This is a genomic window from Cytobacillus sp. FSL R5-0377 (assembly GCF_038004385.1).
Classification (GTDB): domain Bacteria; phylum Bacillota; class Bacilli; order Bacillales; family Cytobacillaceae; genus Cytobacillus.
The window spans coordinates 3,396,924-3,416,279 of sequence record NZ_JBBORA010000001.1 but is presented as its reverse complement, the minus strand read 5'-3'; the positions used below and the strand labels follow the sequence as shown (position 1 = coordinate 3,416,279).

The following is a 19,356-nucleotide window of genomic DNA, read 5'->3' as shown; positions in this document are numbered from 1 at the left end:
ATACCATGAAGAAGGGAGCATCTCAACTTAATCAGACAATTTAAAAGAAATACAGAATTGTCGGGATACTGAAAGCGTTTTATATAGAAAAAACTGCATTTTTACTATGACTCTCCCCTGGAGGAGCAGACCTTCGGCAATACACAGCAGGTAAAAAAAAATAAAAGCGTGCCCGAAAGCACGCTTTTATTTTACCCCAATAAATTCCTTTAAAAACGAATATTCGCCAATAGATTTGAACTTGTTATACCTGTGATCGATCAGCTGCTCTTCAGTGAGTTGCATCAGATCTTTTAAGGATTTAGTAAGAACTTCTCCAATTCCCTCTGCCTGAACCTTAACACCTTTGTGGGCTCCGCCCTTTACCTCATCTATTATCTCATCCACCACACCCAGTTCTTTTAAATCCGGTGCAGTGATTTTCATGGATTCTGCTGCTTTTTTGGCCTGGGTGGCATCTTTCCAGAGAATCGCAGCCGCTCCCTCCGGAGAAATAACCGAATAAGTTGAGTTTTCGAGCATATGAATATGGTTTCCTACACCTAGAGCCAGAGCCCCGCCGCTTCCGCCTTCACCAATGACGATACAGATAACCGGGACTCTGAGACTGGCCATTTCAAACAGGTTTTTAGCAATTGCCTCACTCTGTCCCCGCTCCTCTGCGGCTTTACCAGGGTAGGCACCCTTTGTATCAATGAAACAGATAATCGGCCTGCGGAATTTATCGGCCTGCTTCATAAGCCTTAAAGCTTTGCGATAACCTTCGGGATGCGGCATACCGAAATTTCTGCGGATGTTCTCCTTTGTGTCTTTTCCGCGCTGGTGGCCGATGACAGTAACCGGAAGACCCCTAAACTTTGCAATCCCCCCAACAATCGCCTCATCGTCACCAAAAGCACGATCTCCGTGACACTCGAAAAAATCCTCAAAAAGATAGGAGATATAATCCAGTGTAGTAGGCCTAGCGGGATGTCTTGCAATCTGTACACGATCCCACGGTTTCATATTTTCATAAATATCCGCTTCTAATTTTTCCAACCGCGCTTCCAGCTTCTCTATTTCTGAGGATAGGTCTACATCGGCGGTTTTGGTATACTCTTTTAATTCAGCAATCTTTTTTTTCAGTTCCATAACCGGACGCTCGAATTCTAGTTCTCCTGCCATTGGAAGTCACCTCCTGGTTGATGTATGGATAAAATAGCTGAGATCTTTTCTTTTAATTCTGTTCTGGCTATAACTGCATCCAATTGACCACATTTTAAGAGGAACTCAGCTGTCTGGAAGTCTTCCGGCAATTCTTCACGGATCGTTTGTTCTATAATCCTGCGTCCTGCAAACCCAATCAAAGCACCAGGTTCTGCCAGATTATAGTCGCCAAGAGAAGCAAAGCTTGCAGACACACCGCCTGTTGTAGGATGAGTCATGATTGAAATAATGAGGCCTCCATTATCACTGAATCTTTTTAGGGCAACACTTGTCTTGGCCATTTGCATCAGGCTCAGAACGCCTTCCTGCATTCTTGCACCGCCTGAAGCGGTAAATATAATAAAAGGAACACGCAATTCATCAGCTTTTTCAATCGCACGGGTAATTTTCTCTCCGACTACTGATCCCATGCTGCCCATTCTGAATGTGGAATCCATAACAGCTATTGCAATTTTATGTCCATCGACAGTGCCTGTCCCAGTCACTACCGCCTCATTTATCTTTGTCTTTTCCCGGTCCTTCTCCAGTTTTTCAATATAGTCCGGGAAATTCAAAGGATTTTCAGAAATCATGTTTGCGTTAATTTCTTCAAAGCTATTAGCATCCAAAAAGCTTGCCAGACGTTCTTTTGAATTCATGATATGGTGGTAATGACAATGGAAACACACTTTAAGATTCTTGACCAATTCTTTGGTATACATGATTTTCTTGCAGTTTGGACACTTTGTCATGATTCCTTCCGGCACATCCTGCTTTGCCGTTTCCGATGGAATGGTTGCATATTTCTTCTTCTTAGTCTTTGTAAAAATATCTTTAAGCAAGATGAAACCTCCCTGAAATTCGCTGAATCATTTCCATTAATTTCAATAGTGGTCAGACCACTAATATAAAAATGAACGCCTAACTTTTCTAGGCTTATGCTTGTCTGATTATTTAAATATAGATGATATCAAAAACAAATTCTGCAAAAAATTGTCGTTAATCCTTCGACAAGTTTCTTAAATTTCTATATACCCGAATAACTTCGGAATCTTTTCTGGATATCAAGGTATCAATCAGCTCTGAATATTGCTGCTTGGTTATCATCATTTTCTCTAAATCCAAAGAATTAAAATAATCTTTGAGAATGATCCAAATTCGGAGGAAAAGATGATTATCTGCAAGTGTGACGACTTCATGAAAAAAGTCGTCATCTGTGTAGTCTGCTTCCAGTGCCCATTTTTTGAACCTGAGAAGCCGATCTTCACCAGCCTTTTGAATAATAAGCCATAAACAGTCAAGTTCAATCAGATATTTGGTTTCTTTAACATCTCTTATGGACTTTTTATCCTGGAGAATAAATGTGCTGAGCAGCTGTACGAGCTGGTTTCCTCTAAAGTCTCTCATAAAAGTCCCCTCGCCTCTCCTTGTCTCAATTAAGCCAAGGAGTTCAAGGGCTCTTAATGCTTCCCGAACGGAAGAGCGCCCGACACCCAGGCGCTCTGACAGCTCTCTTTCGGAAGGCAATCGATCTCCAGGCTTAAGTCCATCATGTTCAATCATGGCCCTAAGCTGTTTGACAATACCGATATAAACCTTCGTGTTTTTTTGAGGTGAATTCACTTATGGAGTCACTCACCTTTTCCAATAACTGCAAGTTGCTTCGTTTTTTCCTTCACTTCTTCAGGATCAACTTTAATGCGCGCAACCCCAGTTTCCATAGCTGCTTTTGCTACAGCAGCTGCAACTTCCGGTGCGACACGGGGATCGAATGGCCCAGGGATAACATAATCCGCATTCAGCTCATTCTGATGCACCAGACTGGCAATGGCTTCTACAGCAGCCACTTTCATTTTCTCATTGATATGAGTTGCTCTGACATCCAGTGCTCCGCGGAAGATTCCAGGGAAGGCCAGTACATTATTTACCTGGTTTGGAAAATCGGACCTTCCAGTTCCAACCACCAGCGCCCCAGCTGCTTTCGCTTCTTCAGGCATAATTTCAGGAGTTGGATTAGCCATAGCGAATATAATTGGATCCTGATTCATCGTACCAATCATCTCAGCCGTCAGTGCTCCGGCAGCAGAAACCCCGATGAATACGTCAGCCCCTTTGATAACATCTGCAAGGCTTCCTTTCGCATTCTCACGATTCGTATACTTTGCTACTTCATTTTTAATTTCATTCATGCCCTGCGGGCGGCCTTCATAAATAGCTCCTTTAGTGTCACACATAATGATTTCGCGAACACCGTAGCTGTATAAAAGTTTAATAATGGCGATTCCGGCAGCACCGGCACCATTTGCCACAACCTTAATTTCATTCATTTTTTTCCCGGAAAGCTTCAAGGCATTTACAAGGCCTGCAACAGTTACAATAGCAGTGCCATGCTGGTCATCATGAAAAACGGGAATATTTGTTTCCTTCTTTAATCGCTCCTCTACATAAAAGCAATTGGGAGCAGCAATATCTTCAAGGTTTACGCCTCCAAATGTAGGCTCCAGAAGTTTTACAGTCTCAACAATCTTATCTACGTCTGTCGTATTAAGGCAAATTGGAAATGCATCCACTCCTGCAAAACTTTTGAAAAGCACAGCTTTTCCTTCCATTACAGGCAGGGCAGCTTCCGGCCCAATATTCCCCAGTCCCAGCACTGCTGTTCCATCGGAAACAACTGCAACCATATTGCCTTTCATTGTGTATTCATAGACAGATTCCGGCTTATCATAAATCTCCTTGCAGGGCTCAGCAACCCCCGGTGAGTAAGCAAGACTTAAGTCTTTGGCATTTCGCACCTGTACTTTAGATTTAGATTCCAATTTCCCTTTATTAGCTCTATGCATATGCAATGCTTCTTCGCGTAAGGTCAAAATTTTCACTCCTCATATTCCGGTTAGGATTATATATAAACATAGACTTGACGAATATATGCTTTAAATCCTGCTGCAATTCTATTTATTTAACAGATAGAGCAGGGATTCACTTGCGTTAAAAGTGGTCAGACCAGTTTATTTTTCTTCTTACAAATATACCATAATTGATATTGTTGTAAAGGGTAATCACTTTAAAATAACGTTATTCCGGCCAAGCAGCTGCATAAGTAAATTCAGGAAATCCTCTGTTGGCGTGACCAGATCTTCCTCACCCAGGCGGATGGTTTTTCGGGAGCTTTCATAATACAAAACCACTTGAACGCTGCCTTCATTTTTCTTAATTAATTCTTTAAGCAAACGAAGATTTTCCGCTGTCTCCCGATCTTCAGTTATCCTTAAATACAAAACGGGATCTTTGTTTTGCATTTTCTCAATGGCTTCCTTCACATGATCCAAATGCTGAATAATCAGCTGCTTTTTGCCATCCCGTTCTTCTATCTTTCCCTCCGCCAAAACGATATTACCCTGTGAGCAGAGCATTGAAAATCGGTTAAACACCTTTGGAAAAACAACCGCCTCCACATCTCCCGTCTGATCGCTCAAGGAAAGAAATGCCATTGGCTCTCCTTTCTTCGTACGAATCTTTTTCACTTCGGATAAGTAAACTACTGTTTTTGCCTTATTTCCTGTTTTTACTTGTTCAGCCAGAGGGCAGGCTCCCAGCATGGAAAAATAGGATTCGTAACTCGATACTGGATGATCTGATAAATACAGGCCCAGCACCTCTTTTTCAAATCTTAGCTTGTCCTCGGAACGGATGGGGTCTACTTCTGTATATTTAGGCTTAGGAAAGAATTCATCATCCTCAAAGAAATCAGCTTGGTCATCTTCCGGCATAACAAGCTGGGCATGTTCTGCAGCTACATCCAAGCTGGCCAGAAGAACAGCTCTATCTTCCCCGAATTCATCAAAGCTGCCTGAATGAACCAGGGATTCGAGGACCTTGCGATTAACTGCTTTTGATGAAACCCTTATGCAAAAATCAAACAGATCTTCAAAGCGCTTATTTTTTCTCGCCTGAAAAATATCTCTTAAAGCTGCAGCACCGATTCCTTTTATCGCTGCCAGGCTATACCTGATAGCATCTTTTTCTGCCAGAAATGAGAATCCGCTTTTATTAATGGAAGGAGGACTGAGCGGTAAGCCCATCTGCCTCAATTCTCCAATATACTGAGCAATCCTGCCTTCATTTCCAATAGCAGAAGTCAGCAGGGAAGCCATAAAGTGAAGCGGATAATGAGTTTTTAAATATGCAAGCTGATAGGCTATGAAACTGTATGCAACGGCGTGACTGCGGTTGAATCCATAATTTGCGAACCGGACGATTAAGTCATATATGTCATGAGCGGTCTGTTCATTATAGCCTTTATTGACTGCTCCCCCTACAAAATGGACACGCTCTCGGTCAAGGACCTCTTTTTGCTTCTTGCTGACTGCTCTCCGAAGCAAATCGGCTTCACCGAGTGAAAATCCTGCGAGTTTTGCAGCGATTTTCATAATTTGTTCCTGATACACGATGACACCATACGTATTTTCAAGAATAGGCTTCAAGTCAGGGTGAGGATATATAATCGGCTTTCTTCCATGCTTCCTGTCAATAAAAAGAGGGATATTTTCCATTGGCCCCGGACGATAAAGGGCATTGACAGCCACAATATCTTCAAACCGCGTTGGCTTAAGCCTTGTCAGCACACTGCGCATCCCCTCTGATTCAAGCTGGAAAATCCCTGTCGTATCTCCACGCCCCAAAAGACTGTATACTGCCTCATCATCCAGGGGAATTTGTTTTATATCTATCTTTGTGCCTGTCTTTCTCTGAATCGAGCTTAGGATATTCTCAATTAATGTCAGGTTCCTAAGACCGAGAAAATCCATTTTTAATAGGCCGACATCTTCGAGATGCTCCATTGAGTATTGGGTCAAATAAACATTTTCATGCCCCTTTTGAATAGGAATGGCCTCAACAAGCGGATGCTCGCTGATGACAACCCCTGCAGCATGAGTAGATGTATGTCTTGGGAGTCCTTCCAGTTTGATAGCTGTATCGAATAGTCTCCGATTCAAATCGGATTCCTGGGTGAATCTTCTTAGCGGCTCTGATTCTTTGTAAGCCTCTTTGAGACTGATGCCCAGTTTGGAAGGTACACTTTTTGAAAGCATATCAAGCTCTTTAGGATTAAGCCCAAATGCCCTGCCTACATCACGGAGTGCCGCTTTGGCAGCCAGGGTTCCAAATGTAAGAATCTGAGCCACATGCAGCTCTCCATATTTCCTGGATACATACCGAATTACCTCATCTCTCCTGTGATCAGGGAAGTCGATATCAATATCAGGCATGGATATTCTTTCCGGATTAAGGAAACGCTCAAATAGGAGCTGGTGCTCAATAGGATCCACATCTGTTATGTAGAGAACATAAGCAACCATGGAACCGGCTGCAGATCCCCGCCCCGGTCCGGTTAAAATGCCATTTCCCCTCGAAAACTTCATAAAATCCCAAACGATTAGAAAGTAATCACTGAATTTCATTTTTCTGATTATATTCAGCTCATACTTTAGCCGATTCCTATGCTCATCATTAGCATCCGGATATCTGTCAGCAAAGCCCTGCCAGCACACTTCTGCCAATAGCTCATCGGCACTCATGCCTTCGGCGGCAGGATATTTGGGAAGATTCTGTTTATCTAGCTCAAGCATTACATTGCATTGCTCAGCAATCCTGATCGTATTCTCTAAAGCATCCGGATAACCTGATAATAGTTCTGCCATTTCCCCGGATGCCTTTAAGTAATACTCATTGCTTTTCAGCCGTTCTCTTCCTTCGTCCTGAAGCTTTTCTCCATTCTTAATAGCCAGCAGGCACTCATGGGCAAAAGCTTCCTCTTTTTTTATGTAACAGACACCATTTGAAGCCGCCAGGCCAATCCCGGTCTCTTCGAAAAGCTGAACCAGTCGGTTATGGATTTCTTTTTCTTCTTGCAGTCCATGATCCTGCAAACCAAGAAAGAATGAGTTTGGCTCAAAAATACTGCTGATAAGTTCAGCTGTTCTTTTGGCATGGCCGTATTCACCTGCCACAAGAGATTGTTCTACTTCCCCTTCTATGCCTGGAGTTAAAGCAAACAACCCTCCTGCATAATGCTTAAGCCATTTTACAGGAATTCCTTCGGGAGATTTTGTCTGGACTGTACTTGTGATTTTTAATAGATTCTGAAACCCCTGCCGGTTTTTAGCCAATAAGACTAAAGGAAAAGCTTCGCCTTCAGATATCTCGCTTAGTACATCCACAGTGAGTCCCATGATTGGTTTAATGGATTGCTTAATACATTCTTTATAAAAGGCGACCGCACCGTACATAACATTTCTGTCTGTTAGAGCCAGGGCAGGAAACCTATTTTCCTTGGCGCTTGACACAAGCTGCTCTATTCTTGCCGTGCTCGACAGCAGGCTATATGCGCTATAAACATGAAGGTGAATAAATGACACGTTTCTCACACCCTTAATTTCTGCTATTTTCATTATAGAACGCCCGTTTCCAAAAAGAAAATATGTTCTCTTTTTTACAGGACGTAAAAAACATATTTTATTAAGTTTGTCCATATGATGAAGTATCAAGATAATTCTGGCAGGACCATTCCTGCAGCGAGGATGGATGATATGAATACCCAGCCCTTTTTCTCCACACTAATTGAGAGCTATTTCATTGCGTTCGGTGTTTTGATTGGAGGATCAATCATTGGCGGCATGGCTGCTTTTCTGACAGGCAAGCCTCCTTTGAATCAAATCTTCCAGATTTCCAATATGATTCGCATTTGGGCCATCATTGCAGCGATAGGAGGAACCTTCGATACCGTATACAGCTTTGAGAAAGGCGTTATGGATGGACAGACTAAGGATATCTTCAAACAATTTATGCTGATTCTATCTGCTCTCGGAGGGGCTCAGACCGGAGCCATGCTCATTAACTGGCTGACTCAGGAGAACATTTCAGCATGAGGATACCGCCTTACTACCGTTTGCCATCCTGGCAGCGTTTTTTTGCAGGAATGGCTCTGGGAGGCATCATCAGCTGGTTTATTTTTTTATTTATCTTTGGACAATGGCAGGAGAGATACAGTAAAGAAATCAAGCTTCAGCAGGATGCAATTTATGAATTGGAGAAAGATAAAGAAATCTGGCAGGAGGAATTCAAAAAACTAAATAAAGAAAATCAGAAAAAACTGACTGTCCAGGATATTTCCATTAAAATTGTAAACGGCGAAAAGTATAAACTGGATTCCTTCAGCGTTTTCCAGCTGGAAGATAAAATAAAAGAGGATATTAACATGATGATTGCCAAAGACATGGATACTGTTTATAAAAGCAGCGAACTGATCAAGAAAATAATAGAGAATAAAACACATCGCGTAAACGAAAAAAGATACCGGGTGGAAGTTATAGAATTGGTCATCTATACAACCGTCTCCATTGAATTGAATATTATGCTGGATTGATGCCCGGCTCTTTGCCGGGCATCATAAATTAGTAATCTCTGCAGACAGCCTCAAGGTCTTTTACAACGGAATCCATCTCATCCCATGAATAAATGGAAGCCCCGGCAGCCAGAGGATGTCCCCCGCCTTTATACTTCCTTGCAATTTCATTAATGATTGGACCCTTAGAACGGAATCGCACACGGATTTGATCGCTTTCCTCGATAAAGAAAACCCATGCTTTTATTCCCTTTACATCACCAAGAGTACTTACAAGCAGGGATGCTTTGGAAGGTACCGCATCAAATTCTTCGAGCAATTCCTTTTTCAGGATCATTACAGCAGCACCGCTGGATCTCATCTCAAAATTCTGCAGCACATAGCCCTTCAGTTTAACAATATTTGCGTCCAGCTCATACATCTTATCAAACAGCTCCGGACGTGAAAAATTATAGTGGATCAGTTCACCTGCATAGGCAAATGTCTTTTCTGTCGTACTCGGATAAAGGAAACGGCCTGTATCCCCAACTATACCAGCAAATAACAGCCTGGCCGCCTCATCAGACATTTTTAGGCCCTGTTCTTTGCCGAAAAGGTAAAACTCATAAATCATTTCACTTGTAGAGCTTGCATCTGTATCCACCCACATTAAATTGCCATACGGATCCATATTGGGGTGATGATCAATTTTGATCAATTTACTGCCCGTTCCATATCTATCACCGCATATCCGCTCTGCATTTGCTGTATCACAGACAATGACCAGCGCACCTTTATATGTATCGTCGGATATTTCATCAAGCCTTCTCATAAAATGAAGTGTTTCTTCCTCCTGCCCGACAGTAAAGATCGCTTTTTCCGGAAATGAAGCCTTAAGGATTTCAGCAAGGCCGCCCTGTGAACCATATGCATCCGGATCCGGCCGGACATGCCTATGAATAATGATTGTTTCATATTTTATTATTTCATCAAGTATCTTCTGTTTCATGGCGCGCTCCTTTTATTCTGAATACTATATATTTACCATACCACCATGAAAAGAAAAAGAAAACATTCCATGCTTATGGCAATTTTTTATTAATGAAGGTAGAATAATAAGAGATTGTCGAAACTTGGAGGTTAAGAAATGCCTATTTTTGTTATCCTGATTATTCTTTCTTTTTCTTTCTATATTTTCTACAAAGTAAAATTCTTCAGAAGCAGACAGCCGGCTGAAAGGCAATGGATATCAGCCAAGTCCAGAATTGCCCTAGGTTCATTTGTTGCCATATTTGGCCTTAACCAGCTGTTTTTATACGACACAACCACCGCTCTCATTGTGGCAATTGTATTTATTCTTATCGGCGGATTAAGCATATGGGGCGGCATAAAAGCGTATAAGTTTTACATGCCTCACGCTGCCAAAGAAGCTGAAGCAGCAAGGAAAAATTAAAGATCCGGGTATCCGAAAGGGCCGGCAAACCAAAAGCCGTTCATATGAACGGCTTTTGGTTTTCAAGAAAGAACTATCAGTCTTCAGCGCTTCCTCTTAACTTGTATTAATGTCTGTCAATCAGCTGGCACATCATCATCGCCTTGCCCACAAGGACACCTTCGTTAAAAACTTCAACGTCCACTTTACCGAACTTCCGCCCAACTTCCAGGACTTTAGGATAGATTTCAAGCATGCTGTCTATCTGAACAGGTTTTATAAAATAGACAGTCATATTTTCAACTACGAGATCTCCCTTTTTATAACTTCTTAACACTCTGTTTGCTGCTTCCGTTACAATGGTCGTAAAGACACCATACGAAATCGTTCCAAGGTGATTAGTCATCTGCGGAGTAACCTCACAGCGGTAGACATCATCCCCTTTTGTTTTCCCCCGTGTCATTACCAGCTGGCTTGTGACTATATCATCAATTGTTTCACCCACCTGCGGCTGCCTTTGTATCATCTGCAAAGCCTTCAGCACATCCTGACGGCTTACAATGCCTTCGAGTTTATTCGCTTCATCCACCACCGGGAGCAATTCTATTCCTTCCCACACCATCATATGCGAGGAAGAAGCAACGCTCGTTTTCCCGCCTACTGTCATTGGGTTTTTAGTCATGATTTTTTCGATAAGCGTTTCTTTATCATGTCCCATAATATCTTTAGAAGTAACAACTCCCTGCACCTTGAGATTATTATCGACAACCGGGAATCGGCTGTGGCTGGTTTCGCGGTTATATGTCATCCAATCTGCAATAGTATCAGTTGTTTTCAGGAAAATCGCTTCCTGCAGGGGAGTCAGGATATCTTCAACAAGTACAATCTCCTTTTTAATCAGCTGGTCATAGATAGCCCTGTTGATCATAGTTGCAACTGTGAAGGTATCATAACTGCTTGAGATCACAGGCATCTGCAGATCGTCAGCAAGCTTTTTGACATGGTCTTCTGTATCAAATCCCCCGGTAATTAATACAGCAGCGCCAGCCTTTAATGCTAATTCGTGTGCCTGGGTGCGGTTTCCTACGATCAGCAGGTTTCCGGCATCCGTATATCTCATCATCGCTTCAAGCTTCATCGCACCAATAACAAATTTATTCAGTGTTTTATGGAGCCCTGCTCTTCCACCGAGCACCTGGCCATCAACGATATTAACAACTTCTGCAAAAGTAAGCTTTTCAATATTCTCTTTTTTCTTCCGCTCAATTCTTATTGTCCCTACACGTTCTATTGTACTGACATATCCCTTATTCTCCGCATCCTTAATCGCTCTGTATGCAGTCCCTTCACTCACAGCCAGTGCCTTGGCGATCTGTCTGACCGATATCTTTTCTCCAATTGGCAGTTCATCAATATATTGTAATATTTGCTCATGCTTAGTAGCCAAGACTTTCACCCTCTACAAATTATTCCTTATTTTCATTATAAGGGTAAAGGTGCCTTGATACAATTGACTCCGCCAATCTGCGTTACCTGCCGAAGGAGCGCGCCCGCTTCCTGTCTGCCAATTTGCGCATTTGCTTCCCCGGTACAGCCTCTTTTTTCGGTGCATACATTAAGGCACTCAGGTTCCCGGCAATAACAAAAAGGGCAAGGGCCAGCCAGCTGATAGCAAAGATCCCTTCAGCTCCTCCATTAAATACACCCATTCTTGGAGCTGCATAATAAAGCATCAAGCCGCACAGCAGCAAGCATAGCAAATATCGGTTTTTGTTCATTTTCACTTCCTCCTTTATCCTTCCTCCCTAAAATGTATGCGGACAGGCTGGGAAAATGAGTGGATTTTATTAATAAAAAATAACGCAGCCTCCATCGGAAAGCTGCGTTTGAGATATTATAATTCTATTGATTCCCCTGTTTCGAGAACCTGCCCTATTCCATCTTCTAGCATGCTGATGAATTCATGTGGATCCTGCCTGATTGGGGGGAAGGTGTTGAAGTGAATCGGAACAACCTTTTTGGCTCCCAGGAGTTCTGCTGCGTATGCTGCGTCATCCGGCCCCATCGTAAAATTGTCTCCAATCGGCAGGAATGCCAAATCAATCGGATGACGGTCACCAATTAACTTCATATCAGAGAAAAGCCCTGTATCCCCTGCATGATAAATCGTTTTTCCTTCTAAGGTAATGAGAACACCTGCAGGCATGCCCAGGTAGATGATTTCCTGATTCTCTGTCTCAAGACCTGTTCCATGAAATGCCGGTGTCAGCTTCACTCTTCCGAAATCAAAATCATATCCGCCGCCGATCGACATTCCATGTGCATTAACACCCTGCCAGCCCAGATAGGTGGCAAGCTCAAAATTGGCAATGACAAGAGAGTTATTGCGCTTTGCCAGCTCAATCGTATCTCCAAGATGATCGCCATGTCCATGAGTTACAATGATGACGTCCGGCTTCTGCTCCTCAGCTTTTAAGTCTGTTAAATCATTCCCGGTAATAAAAGGATCTATTAAGATGGTTTTTCCCTTTGATTCAATTTCCACTACAGCATGACCATGAAATGATACTTTCAATTTTATGCTCCTCTCTTATTTTAAGTTATGTAATTTACTTCAACGAAAAACAGGTTATTCCTGCTTTCTTTAGAATATACCCAAATTGGTCATCTTTAAAAGGTTCTGGGTTTGGACACAAAAATAGAAAAAGCTGGGCGCTGTGTCCGAAGGTAAACCAGGTTCTGACACAAAAACAGAAAATCCGACTCGCTGTGTCCGAAGATGAACCAGGTTCTGACACAAAAACAGAAAATCCGACTCGCTGTGTCCGAAGATGAACCAGGTTCTGACACCAAAATAGAAAATCTGACTCGCTGTGTCCGAAGGTGAACCAGGTTCTGATACAAAAATGGAAAATCCGGCTCGCTGTGTCCAAAGGTGAACCAGGTTTTGACACCAAAATAGAAAATCCGACTCGCTGTGTCCGAAGGTGAACCAGGTTCTGACGCAAAAATAGAAAATCCCGGGCAATGTGTCCGAAATTGAACCAGGTTCTGACGCGAAAATAGAAAATCCCGGGCAATGTGTCCGAAGTTGAGTCAGGCTCTGACACAAAAATAGAAAATCCAGCTCGCTATGTCCGAAGTTACTTCAGGTTCGAACCCAACCTAAAAGCAGGTTTACTTGTCTGCCTTTCGCCCCTAATCCGTTTCCTTTCAAATTCAAAAACACCTTCTTACTGGATTCATCTTCCGCTTGTGTGCCCCACAGGACAAGAACAGCTCCGTAAGCAATACATCGCAAGAACAAAAGCAGCAACTTTCATGAGAAAATAGCGTTCTTAGTCTGCTCACCGAGTGGCAAGGCGCTTGCGCTTTTCTTATTTAGTTGCTACTCTCAAAGTATCAGTACATAAGGAGGTTCATTATGAATAACAGATTGCAGAAATTATCACAGTGGATGAAGGAAAATGATATACAAATCACTTTTGTAACATCACCGGATAATGTATTTTATTTAAGCGGCTTTTTAAGCGACCCTCATGAACGCTTGCTTGGACTGGCGGTTTTCCAAGAGGAAGAGCCATTCCTTGTATGTCCGGCTATGGAAAAAGAAGATGCCAAGAATGCCGGCTGGAGACATGAAATTATTGGGTACAGCGATATTCAGAACCCTTGGGAATTTATCCAGACATCCATACATAAAAGAATTGGAAAAGTAAATAAAGCAGCAATCGAAAAAGAGCATATGAATGTGGAGCGCTATGAGGCCATTTCAGGCCTGTTTAGCGGTGCATCCTTTGTTTCAGCAGAAGAAAAACTTCGCCAGCTTCGTATGGTTAAGGATGAAAAAGAATTGGAAATCATCCGCGAAGCATGTGCATTGGCTGATTTTGCGATTGAAACAGGCTGTGCCGAAATCCAGGAAGGAAAAACAGAACTGGATGTTCTGGCTGCCGTCGAATATGCGTTAAAGAAAAAAGGCGTTAATGAAATGTCTTTCTCTACCATGGTCCTAACAGGGGCTAACGGAGCTTCTCCTCATGGGACACCGGGAATGACGAAGATCCAAAAAGGGGATTTAGTCCTGTTTGACCTGGGAGTTGTCTGGAATGGCTACTGCTCAGATATTACCAGAACTGTAGCTTATGGTGATATTAGTGATAAACAAAAAGAAATTTATGATACCGTCTTAAAAGCTCAGCTTGCAGCGGTTGAAGCGAGCAAGCCGGGAGTCACATGTGCGGATATTGACCTGACAGCAAGAAACCTGATAGCAGAAGCCGGCTACGGCGACTATTTCCCGCATCGATTGGGGCATGGCCTGGGTGTAAGCGTTCATGAGTATCCTTCATTAACAGAAACAAACCCGCTTTTGCTTGAAGAGGGTATGGTCTTCACTATCGAACCTGGAATCTACGTCCCTGGTGTTGCCGGAGTGAGGATTGAGGATGACCTTGCTGTAACAGCAGACGGAGTAGAACTTTTGACGAAGTTCCCGAAAGAACTTCAGATTATTAAATAACAAATCCACAGAAAAATCCGGAGCTAACCTGCCCCGGATTTTTTTATTATTTTAAAATTAGATAGAACCGCCGATATCCTATTGCTGCTCTAATTGTGTTCTCGTATCTGAATAGTCAAGACTATGAGCCTCAGCTACAGCCTTATAAGTCACATAACCATTTAATGTATTAACACCCTTTAATAAAGCCTCATTATCCAGACATGCCTGCTTGTAGCCTTTATTGGCGATTTGCAGTGCATATGGCACCGTCACATTAGTCAATGCAAGAGTGGATGTTCTGGGAACAGCTCCAGGCATATTGGCTACCGCATAGTGAACTATGCCATGCTTTTCATATGTCGGATTGTCATGGGTAGTAATTCGATCTGTTGTTTCAAAAATTCCTCCCTGGTCAATGGCAATATCCACGAGAACAGAACCGGGGCTCATGGTTTTGATCATTTCCTCTGTTACAAGCTTAGGAGCTTTTGCACCCGGAATCAGGACAGCGCCAATCACAAGATCGGAGTTCTTAACAGCTTCAGCTATATTATAAGGGTTTGAGATTAAAGTGGTTACTTCTTTCCCAAAGATATCATCAAGCTGCCGGAGGCGATCTGGATTCAAATCAATCATGGTCACCTTGGCACCAAGACCAATTGCCATTTTTGCCGCATTAGTTCCGGCAACCCCGCCGCCGATTATCGTTACACTCCCACGCTGTACACCCGGAACCCCTGATAGCAGAATTCCTTTTCCTCCATGGATTTTTTCAAGGAACTGCGCTCCTACCTGCGCTGCCATTCTTCCGGCTACTTCACTCATAGGAGTCAATAGAGGCAATGTCCGGTTGGGAAGCTGTACTGTTTCATAAGCAATGCCCACAACCTTATTATTTATTAAAGCATTTGTCAAAGCAGGTTCAGCAGCCAAATGTAAATATGTAAAGAGAATTAACCCTTCCCGAAAATATACATATTCGCTCTGTACGGGCTCCTTTACCTTCATGACCATCTCCATGGCCCACGCCTCTTCTGCAGTCTGAACAATATGTGCTCCTGCACTCAGATAGTCGCTGTCTGAAAAGCCCGATCCGGCTCCAGCACCCGTTTCTAAATAGACTTCATGGCCAAATTGAATAAGATTCATAACACCGGCAGGGGTCATGGCAACCCTGTTTTCATTATTTTTTACTTCCTTAGGAACTCCGATACGCATTCAGCATACCTCCGTATATTAGTGATCCGCTATTAACTTTATATGGCTATATGAGGGAAAAGTATACACTTAATCCGCCTATTTTTTCTCCTTTCAAACAACATATAAAAAGCCCTCATTCATTTATGAGAGCTTGCTTTTTCATTGAAAATTGCCTTCATTTCTATCGTGAGCTTCCATGTCAAACTCGGCATTTGGCTGGTCAATAACACCGCTGTTATAAGCATTCATAATTTGTGTACTAACTTCATTGGCACCTTGCTCATCAAAAAAATATCCGGATCCTGCTTTTGGTTCTCTCTTTTCCATTTTACATCTGCTCCTTTTCCAAAAAATTTATCAGCCTTACTATTGTTCGATTTTCTGCTACAGATATTCAATTTTTACAAATGTATAATATAGGTAAAGGAGGAGATTCAAGTGGGCATGAAATATAAGAACATATTAGTCGCTGTTGATGGTTCAAATGAAGCAGAATGGGCATTTAAAAAAGCAATTGAAATTGCCAAGCGCAATAATGCTTCTATGGTATTGGCACATATCATTGATACCCGCACGTTCGCCACTGTCGAAGCCTATGACCGCACGATTGCCGAAAGAGCTGACCGTTTTGCAACAGAATTAATGGAAAAATACAAAAAGACAGCAGTGGATGCAGGTATCGAAAATGTGACATATGAAGTCGATTATGGTTCACCAAAAGTGAAAGTTCCAAAAGATATTGCCAGAAAGCACAACGTGGAGCTGATCATTTGCGGGGCAACAGGCATGAACGCGGTTGAACGTTTCATCATTGGCAGTGTATCTGAACATATTACCCGTTATGCCCGCTGTGATGTTCTCGTAGTTAGAACGGATAAAGAAGATGAAGAATAGAAAAAATGGCGCTGCAGCAGGCAGCGCCATTTTTTATTTATTGGCAAACTCTTTAGTTCCAAGGTATTTCTTCGCTTTATCTATCGCGATGCTTACTTGTTTGAATCCGGTTCCGCCTGCACTATTTCTTCTTTTAACAGCTGTGTATGGATCCAGCACCTCATAAATATCTTCTTCGAACAATCCATGTGCATTCTTGAAATCATCAAGCGGCAAATCTCCAAGGAAGCATCCCTTTTGTACACAGACAAGAACCAGTTTCCCGACAATCTCATGTGCTTCTCTGAAAGGAATGCCTTTATCAGATAGATAATCTGCCAGTTCAGTTGCATTGGAAAAATCATTTTTAGTCGCTTTTTCCATCTGCCCGGTTTTCACCTTCATGGTGCGGATCATACCCGCAAAAATCTTAAGTGAACCTGTGACTGTCTTTACAGTATCAAACATTCCTTCTTTATCTTCCTGCATATCTTTGTTATAGGCAAGGGGCAGGCCTTTCAATACTGTTAGAAGACCCACAAGGTTTCCATATACTCGCCCTGTTTTTCCGCGAATGAGCTCAGCCATGTCGGGGTTTTTCTTCTGCGGCATGATGCTCGAGCCTGTTGCAAAGCTGTCATCGAGCTCAATGAATTGAAATTCCTGGCTTGACCAGAGAATGAACTCTTCACTTAAACGCGACAGATGCATCATCAGGATTGAACTTGAGGATAAAAACTCAAGAATAAAGTCTCTGTCACTAACTGCATCCAGGCTGTTCTCATAGATGCCTTCAAACCCGAGAAGTTCAGCCGTATACTCACGGTCAATCGGGAAAGTGGTGCCAGCCAGCGCCCCCGCTCCAAGAGGTGATATGTTGATTCTCTTTAGACTTTCAGTAAAGCGCTCCTTGTCCCTCTCAAGCATCCAAAAATAAGCCATCAGATGGTGGCCGAAGGAGATCGGCTGGGCCCTCTGCAGATGAGTATAGCCAGGCATAATGGTTTCCACATTTTTTTCAGCCTGGATGACTAACTCTTCCTGCATTTCCTGAATCAACTCAACAATCTGCTCCACCTGCTTGCGGATATATAAATGCATATCTGTCGCCACCTGGTCATTTCGGCTTCTTGCTGTATGAAGTTTGCCGCCGACAGGTCCTGTCAGTTCAGTCAAATGGCTCTCAAGATTTAAATGAATATCTTCAAGTTTTACTGAGTAAGTGAGTTCATCCTTTTCAGCCTTCGCTTTAAGCTGCTGAAGGCCAGCTTTGATTTTTTCTGCTTCGCCCTCAGTAATAATTCCTGTTTTAGAAAGCATGGAAACGTGGGCCATGCTTCCTTCGATATCTTCCATAACCAATTCCTGGTCAAATGAAATCGATGCTCCGAATTCATCTACCCATTCTTCAGCAGATTTTGTAAATCTGCCTCCCCACAGTTTTTTCACACTGTCACCTTCTTGCTGTTTTGAACAATGCTCTGCACTTTTGTCGGCAAGCCCCACAGCTTAATAAAGCCAACTGCTGCATTGTGGTCAAATTCATCATCTGAAGTATAGGTTGCTAATTTTTCATCGTACAGGGAATAAGGGGATTTTCTTCCCTCAACAATTGCATGGCCTTTAAACAGCTTTACTCTTACTGTCCCTGTTACAAATGCTTGTGTTTCTTTTAGGAAAGCTGTTAACGCATTGTTAAGCTGGGAGAACCACAATCCTTCATAGATAAGCTCAGCCACTTTTTTCTCGATGACCGGTTTAAAGTGGGCCATTTCTTTTACCATCGTTAAGTCCTCAAGCTCTTTATGGGCTTTCAGGAGTGTAATCGCACCCGGACACTCATACACCTCACGGGATTTTATGCCGACAAGGCGGTTTTCAACATGGTCGATACGTCCAACCCCATGCTTGCCTGCAAGCTCATTCAATTCAGCAATTAGCTCGGAAAGCTTCATGCCTTTGCCATTTAAGCTGACTGGCACACCCTTTTCAAAACCGATTTCAATTGTATCAGGTGTATCAGGAGCTTTTTCAAGTGAAGCAGTAAGATCGTATGCATCTTCCGGAGGAGCAGCCCATGGATCTTCCAGGACTCCACACTCATTGCTTCTTCCCCATAAGTTTTGATCAATGCTGTATGGAGAATTTAAGTTAATTGGAATAGGAATATTATTTTGTTTTGCATATTCAATTTCTTCCTCACGTGACCAGCTCCACTCACGAACAGGTGCTAGCACCTGGAGATCCGGGTTAAGAGCCTGAATTGCCACTTCAAAACGAACCTGGTCATTTCCTTTGCCGGTACATCCATGTGCTACTGCTACTGCGCCTTCTTTTTCTGCTACTTCAACAAGCTTTTTGGCGATCAGCGGACGTGAAAGAGCAGAGATTAGTGGATACTTATTTTCATATAATGCATGTGCCTGAAGTGCCAGCAATGCATATTCATTAGCAAATTCCTCTTTTGCATCAATCACATACGATTGGACTGCTCCAACCGTCAAAGCTTTTTTCTGGATAAAGTTCAGATCTTTTCCTTCGCCAACATCAAGGCAGCAGGCAACAACAGCATAACCTTGATCCTGAAGCCATTTAATCGCAACAGATGTATCCAATCCGCCTGAGTATGCAAGTACAACTTTATTTTGTGACATTTTATATTTCCTCCTTAGATTTTACGTATAAATATACAATTAAATTATGTTTTTATTCATTTATTATTCTCTTACTTTAACAACCTTTTCTTTAAAAATCAATACTTATTCTTAAAAATGTATA

General features: G+C 42.5%; 18 protein-coding genes. 5 read left to right on the top strand and 13 right to left on the bottom strand.

Annotated features, from left to right (window positions below; all coding sequences use genetic code 11):
- Positions 1-186: 186 nt before the first annotated feature.
- The 5 genes from accA to dnaE form a co-directional block, all read right to left on the bottom strand.
- Positions 187-1,164, bottom strand: a complete 978-nt coding sequence (gene accA / locus NSQ49_RS17400; protein ID WP_251283941.1) for an acetyl-CoA carboxylase carboxyl transferase subunit alpha — start codon at positions 1,162-1,164, stop codon at positions 187-189.
- Positions 1,149-2,027 carry an acetyl-CoA carboxylase, carboxyltransferase subunit beta gene (gene accD, locus NSQ49_RS17395; RefSeq protein ID WP_251283940.1) on the bottom strand — a complete coding sequence of 293 codons (879 nt, stop codon included), beginning with the start codon at positions 2,025-2,027 and terminating at the stop codon, positions 1,149-1,151. The genes accA and accD overlap by 16 nt, the downstream gene beginning before the upstream one ends.
- A 157-nt stretch (positions 2,028-2,184) precedes the next feature.
- Positions 2,185-2,808 (bottom strand): FadR/GntR family transcriptional regulator, encoded by a 624-nt coding sequence (locus NSQ49_RS17390; RefSeq protein ID WP_159863413.1) that lies wholly within the window; start codon positions 2,806-2,808, stop codon positions 2,185-2,187.
- A gap of 8 nt (positions 2,809-2,816) precedes the next feature.
- Positions 2,817-4,055 (bottom strand): NAD(P)-dependent malic enzyme, encoded by a 1,239-nt coding sequence (locus tag NSQ49_RS17385; RefSeq protein WP_251283939.1) that lies wholly within the window; start codon positions 4,053-4,055, stop codon positions 2,817-2,819.
- Between the two features lie 189 nt (positions 4,056-4,244).
- Positions 4,245-7,604 (bottom strand): DNA polymerase III subunit alpha, encoded by a 3,360-nt coding sequence (dnaE, locus tag NSQ49_RS17380; protein WP_251283956.1) that lies wholly within the window; start codon positions 7,602-7,604, stop codon positions 4,245-4,247.
- A gap of 114 nt (positions 7,605-7,718) precedes the next feature.
- On the opposite strand from dnaE, the gene NSQ49_RS17375 reads away from it, so the two are divergent.
- Positions 7,719-8,114 (top strand): YtrH family sporulation protein, encoded by a 396-nt coding sequence (locus NSQ49_RS17375; protein WP_311315923.1) that lies wholly within the window; start codon positions 7,719-7,721, stop codon positions 8,112-8,114.
- Positions 8,111-8,611 carry a sporulation membrane protein YtrI gene (gene ytrI / locus NSQ49_RS17370; RefSeq protein ID WP_159863415.1) on the top strand — a complete coding sequence of 167 codons (501 nt, stop codon included), beginning with the start codon at positions 8,111-8,113 and terminating at the stop codon, positions 8,609-8,611. The genes NSQ49_RS17375 and ytrI overlap by 4 nt, the downstream gene beginning before the upstream one ends.
- A 28-nt stretch (positions 8,612-8,639) precedes the next feature.
- On the opposite strand, the gene NSQ49_RS17365 is transcribed toward ytrI, so the two are convergent.
- Positions 8,640-9,578: a DHH family phosphoesterase gene (locus NSQ49_RS17365; protein ID WP_159863416.1), complete on the bottom strand. Its 939-nt coding sequence runs from the start codon at positions 9,576-9,578 to the stop codon at positions 8,640-8,642.
- A gap of 138 nt (positions 9,579-9,716) precedes the next feature.
- Between NSQ49_RS17365 and NSQ49_RS17360 the strand changes: the two genes are divergently transcribed.
- The gene (locus NSQ49_RS17360; RefSeq protein ID WP_159863417.1) at positions 9,717-10,022 is read left to right on the top strand and encodes a YtpI family protein; all 306 of its coding nucleotides are present in this window, start codon (positions 9,717-9,719) and stop codon (positions 10,020-10,022) included.
- A gap of 106 nt (positions 10,023-10,128) precedes the next feature.
- On the opposite strand, the gene NSQ49_RS17355 is transcribed toward NSQ49_RS17360, so the two are convergent.
- The 3 genes from NSQ49_RS17355 to NSQ49_RS17345 form a co-directional block, all read right to left on the bottom strand.
- On the bottom strand, positions 10,129-11,448 hold the full coding sequence (locus NSQ49_RS17355; protein ID WP_159863418.1) for a CBS domain-containing protein: 1,320 nt from the start codon (positions 11,446-11,448) through the stop codon (positions 10,129-10,131).
- A gap of 82 nt (positions 11,449-11,530) precedes the next feature.
- Entirely contained in the window at positions 11,531-11,779 is a 249-nt protein-coding gene (locus NSQ49_RS17350; protein WP_159863419.1) for a hypothetical protein, read from the bottom strand.
- Between the two features lie 116 nt (positions 11,780-11,895).
- Positions 11,896-12,576 carry a metal-dependent hydrolase gene (locus NSQ49_RS17345; protein WP_251283938.1) on the bottom strand — a complete coding sequence of 227 codons (681 nt, stop codon included), beginning with the start codon at positions 12,574-12,576 and terminating at the stop codon, positions 11,896-11,898.
- Between the two features lie 849 nt (positions 12,577-13,425).
- Between NSQ49_RS17345 and NSQ49_RS17340 the strand changes: the two genes are divergently transcribed.
- Positions 13,426-14,523, top strand: coding sequence for a M24 family metallopeptidase (locus NSQ49_RS17340; RefSeq protein ID WP_159863421.1), 1,098 nt, complete (start codon positions 13,426-13,428; stop codon positions 14,521-14,523).
- Between the two features lie 78 nt (positions 14,524-14,601).
- Here NSQ49_RS17340 and ald read toward each other — a convergent pair whose 3' ends face one another.
- On the bottom strand, positions 14,602-15,723 hold the full coding sequence (gene ald / locus NSQ49_RS17335; protein WP_251283937.1) for an alanine dehydrogenase: 1,122 nt from the start codon (positions 15,721-15,723) through the stop codon (positions 14,602-14,604).
- Between the two features lie 141 nt (positions 15,724-15,864).
- Positions 15,865-16,032, bottom strand: coding sequence for a hypothetical protein (locus NSQ49_RS17330; RefSeq protein ID WP_251283936.1), 168 nt, complete (start codon positions 16,030-16,032; stop codon positions 15,865-15,867).
- A gap of 111 nt (positions 16,033-16,143) precedes the next feature.
- On the opposite strand from NSQ49_RS17330, the gene NSQ49_RS17325 reads away from it, so the two are divergent.
- On the top strand, positions 16,144-16,599 hold the full coding sequence (locus NSQ49_RS17325) for a universal stress protein (RefSeq protein ID WP_251283935.1): 456 nt from the start codon (positions 16,144-16,146) through the stop codon (positions 16,597-16,599).
- A gap of 33 nt (positions 16,600-16,632) precedes the next feature.
- Here the strand turns inward: NSQ49_RS17325 and argH are convergent, their stop codons facing one another.
- Entirely contained in the window at positions 16,633-18,027 is a 1,395-nt protein-coding gene (gene argH / locus NSQ49_RS17320; protein WP_251283934.1) for an argininosuccinate lyase, read from the bottom strand.
- Positions 18,024-19,232, bottom strand: coding sequence for an argininosuccinate synthase (locus tag NSQ49_RS17315; RefSeq protein ID WP_159863425.1), 1,209 nt, complete (start codon positions 19,230-19,232; stop codon positions 18,024-18,026). The genes argH and NSQ49_RS17315 overlap by 4 nt, the downstream gene beginning before the upstream one ends.
- Positions 19,233-19,356 lie beyond the last annotated feature (124 nt).

Bases quoted from the DNA above. Each gene is read 5' to 3' on its own strand.
- accA (WP_251283941.1), bottom strand. From the start codon at position 1,164: ATGGCAGGAGAACTAGAATTCGAGCGTCCGGTTATGGAACTGAAAAAA.
- NSQ49_RS17375 (WP_311315923.1), top strand. From the start codon at position 7,719: ATGATGAAGTATCAAGATAATTCTGGCAGGACCATTCCTGCAGCGAGG.
- ytrI (WP_159863415.1), top strand. From the start codon at position 8,111: ATGAGGATACCGCCTTACTACCGTTTGCCATCCTGGCAGCGTTTTTTT.
- NSQ49_RS17365 (WP_159863416.1), bottom strand. From the start codon at position 9,578: ATGAAACAGAAGATACTTGATGAAATAATAAAATATGAAACAATCATT.
- NSQ49_RS17360 (WP_159863417.1), top strand. From the start codon at position 9,717: ATGCCTATTTTTGTTATCCTGATTATTCTTTCTTTTTCTTTCTATATT.
- NSQ49_RS17350 (WP_159863419.1), bottom strand. From the start codon at position 11,779: ATGAACAAAAACCGATATTTGCTATGCTTGCTGCTGTGCGGCTTGATG.
- NSQ49_RS17340 (WP_159863421.1), top strand. From the start codon at position 13,426: ATGAATAACAGATTGCAGAAATTATCACAGTGGATGAAGGAAAATGAT.
- ald (WP_251283937.1), bottom strand. From the start codon at position 15,723: ATGCGTATCGGAGTTCCTAAGGAAGTAAAAAATAATGAAAACAGGGTT.
- NSQ49_RS17330 (WP_251283936.1), bottom strand. From the start codon at position 16,032: ATGGAAAAGAGAGAACCAAAAGCAGGATCCGGATATTTTTTTGATGAG.
- NSQ49_RS17315 (WP_159863425.1), bottom strand. From the start codon at position 19,232: ATGTCACAAAATAAAGTTGTACTTGCATACTCAGGCGGATTGGATACA.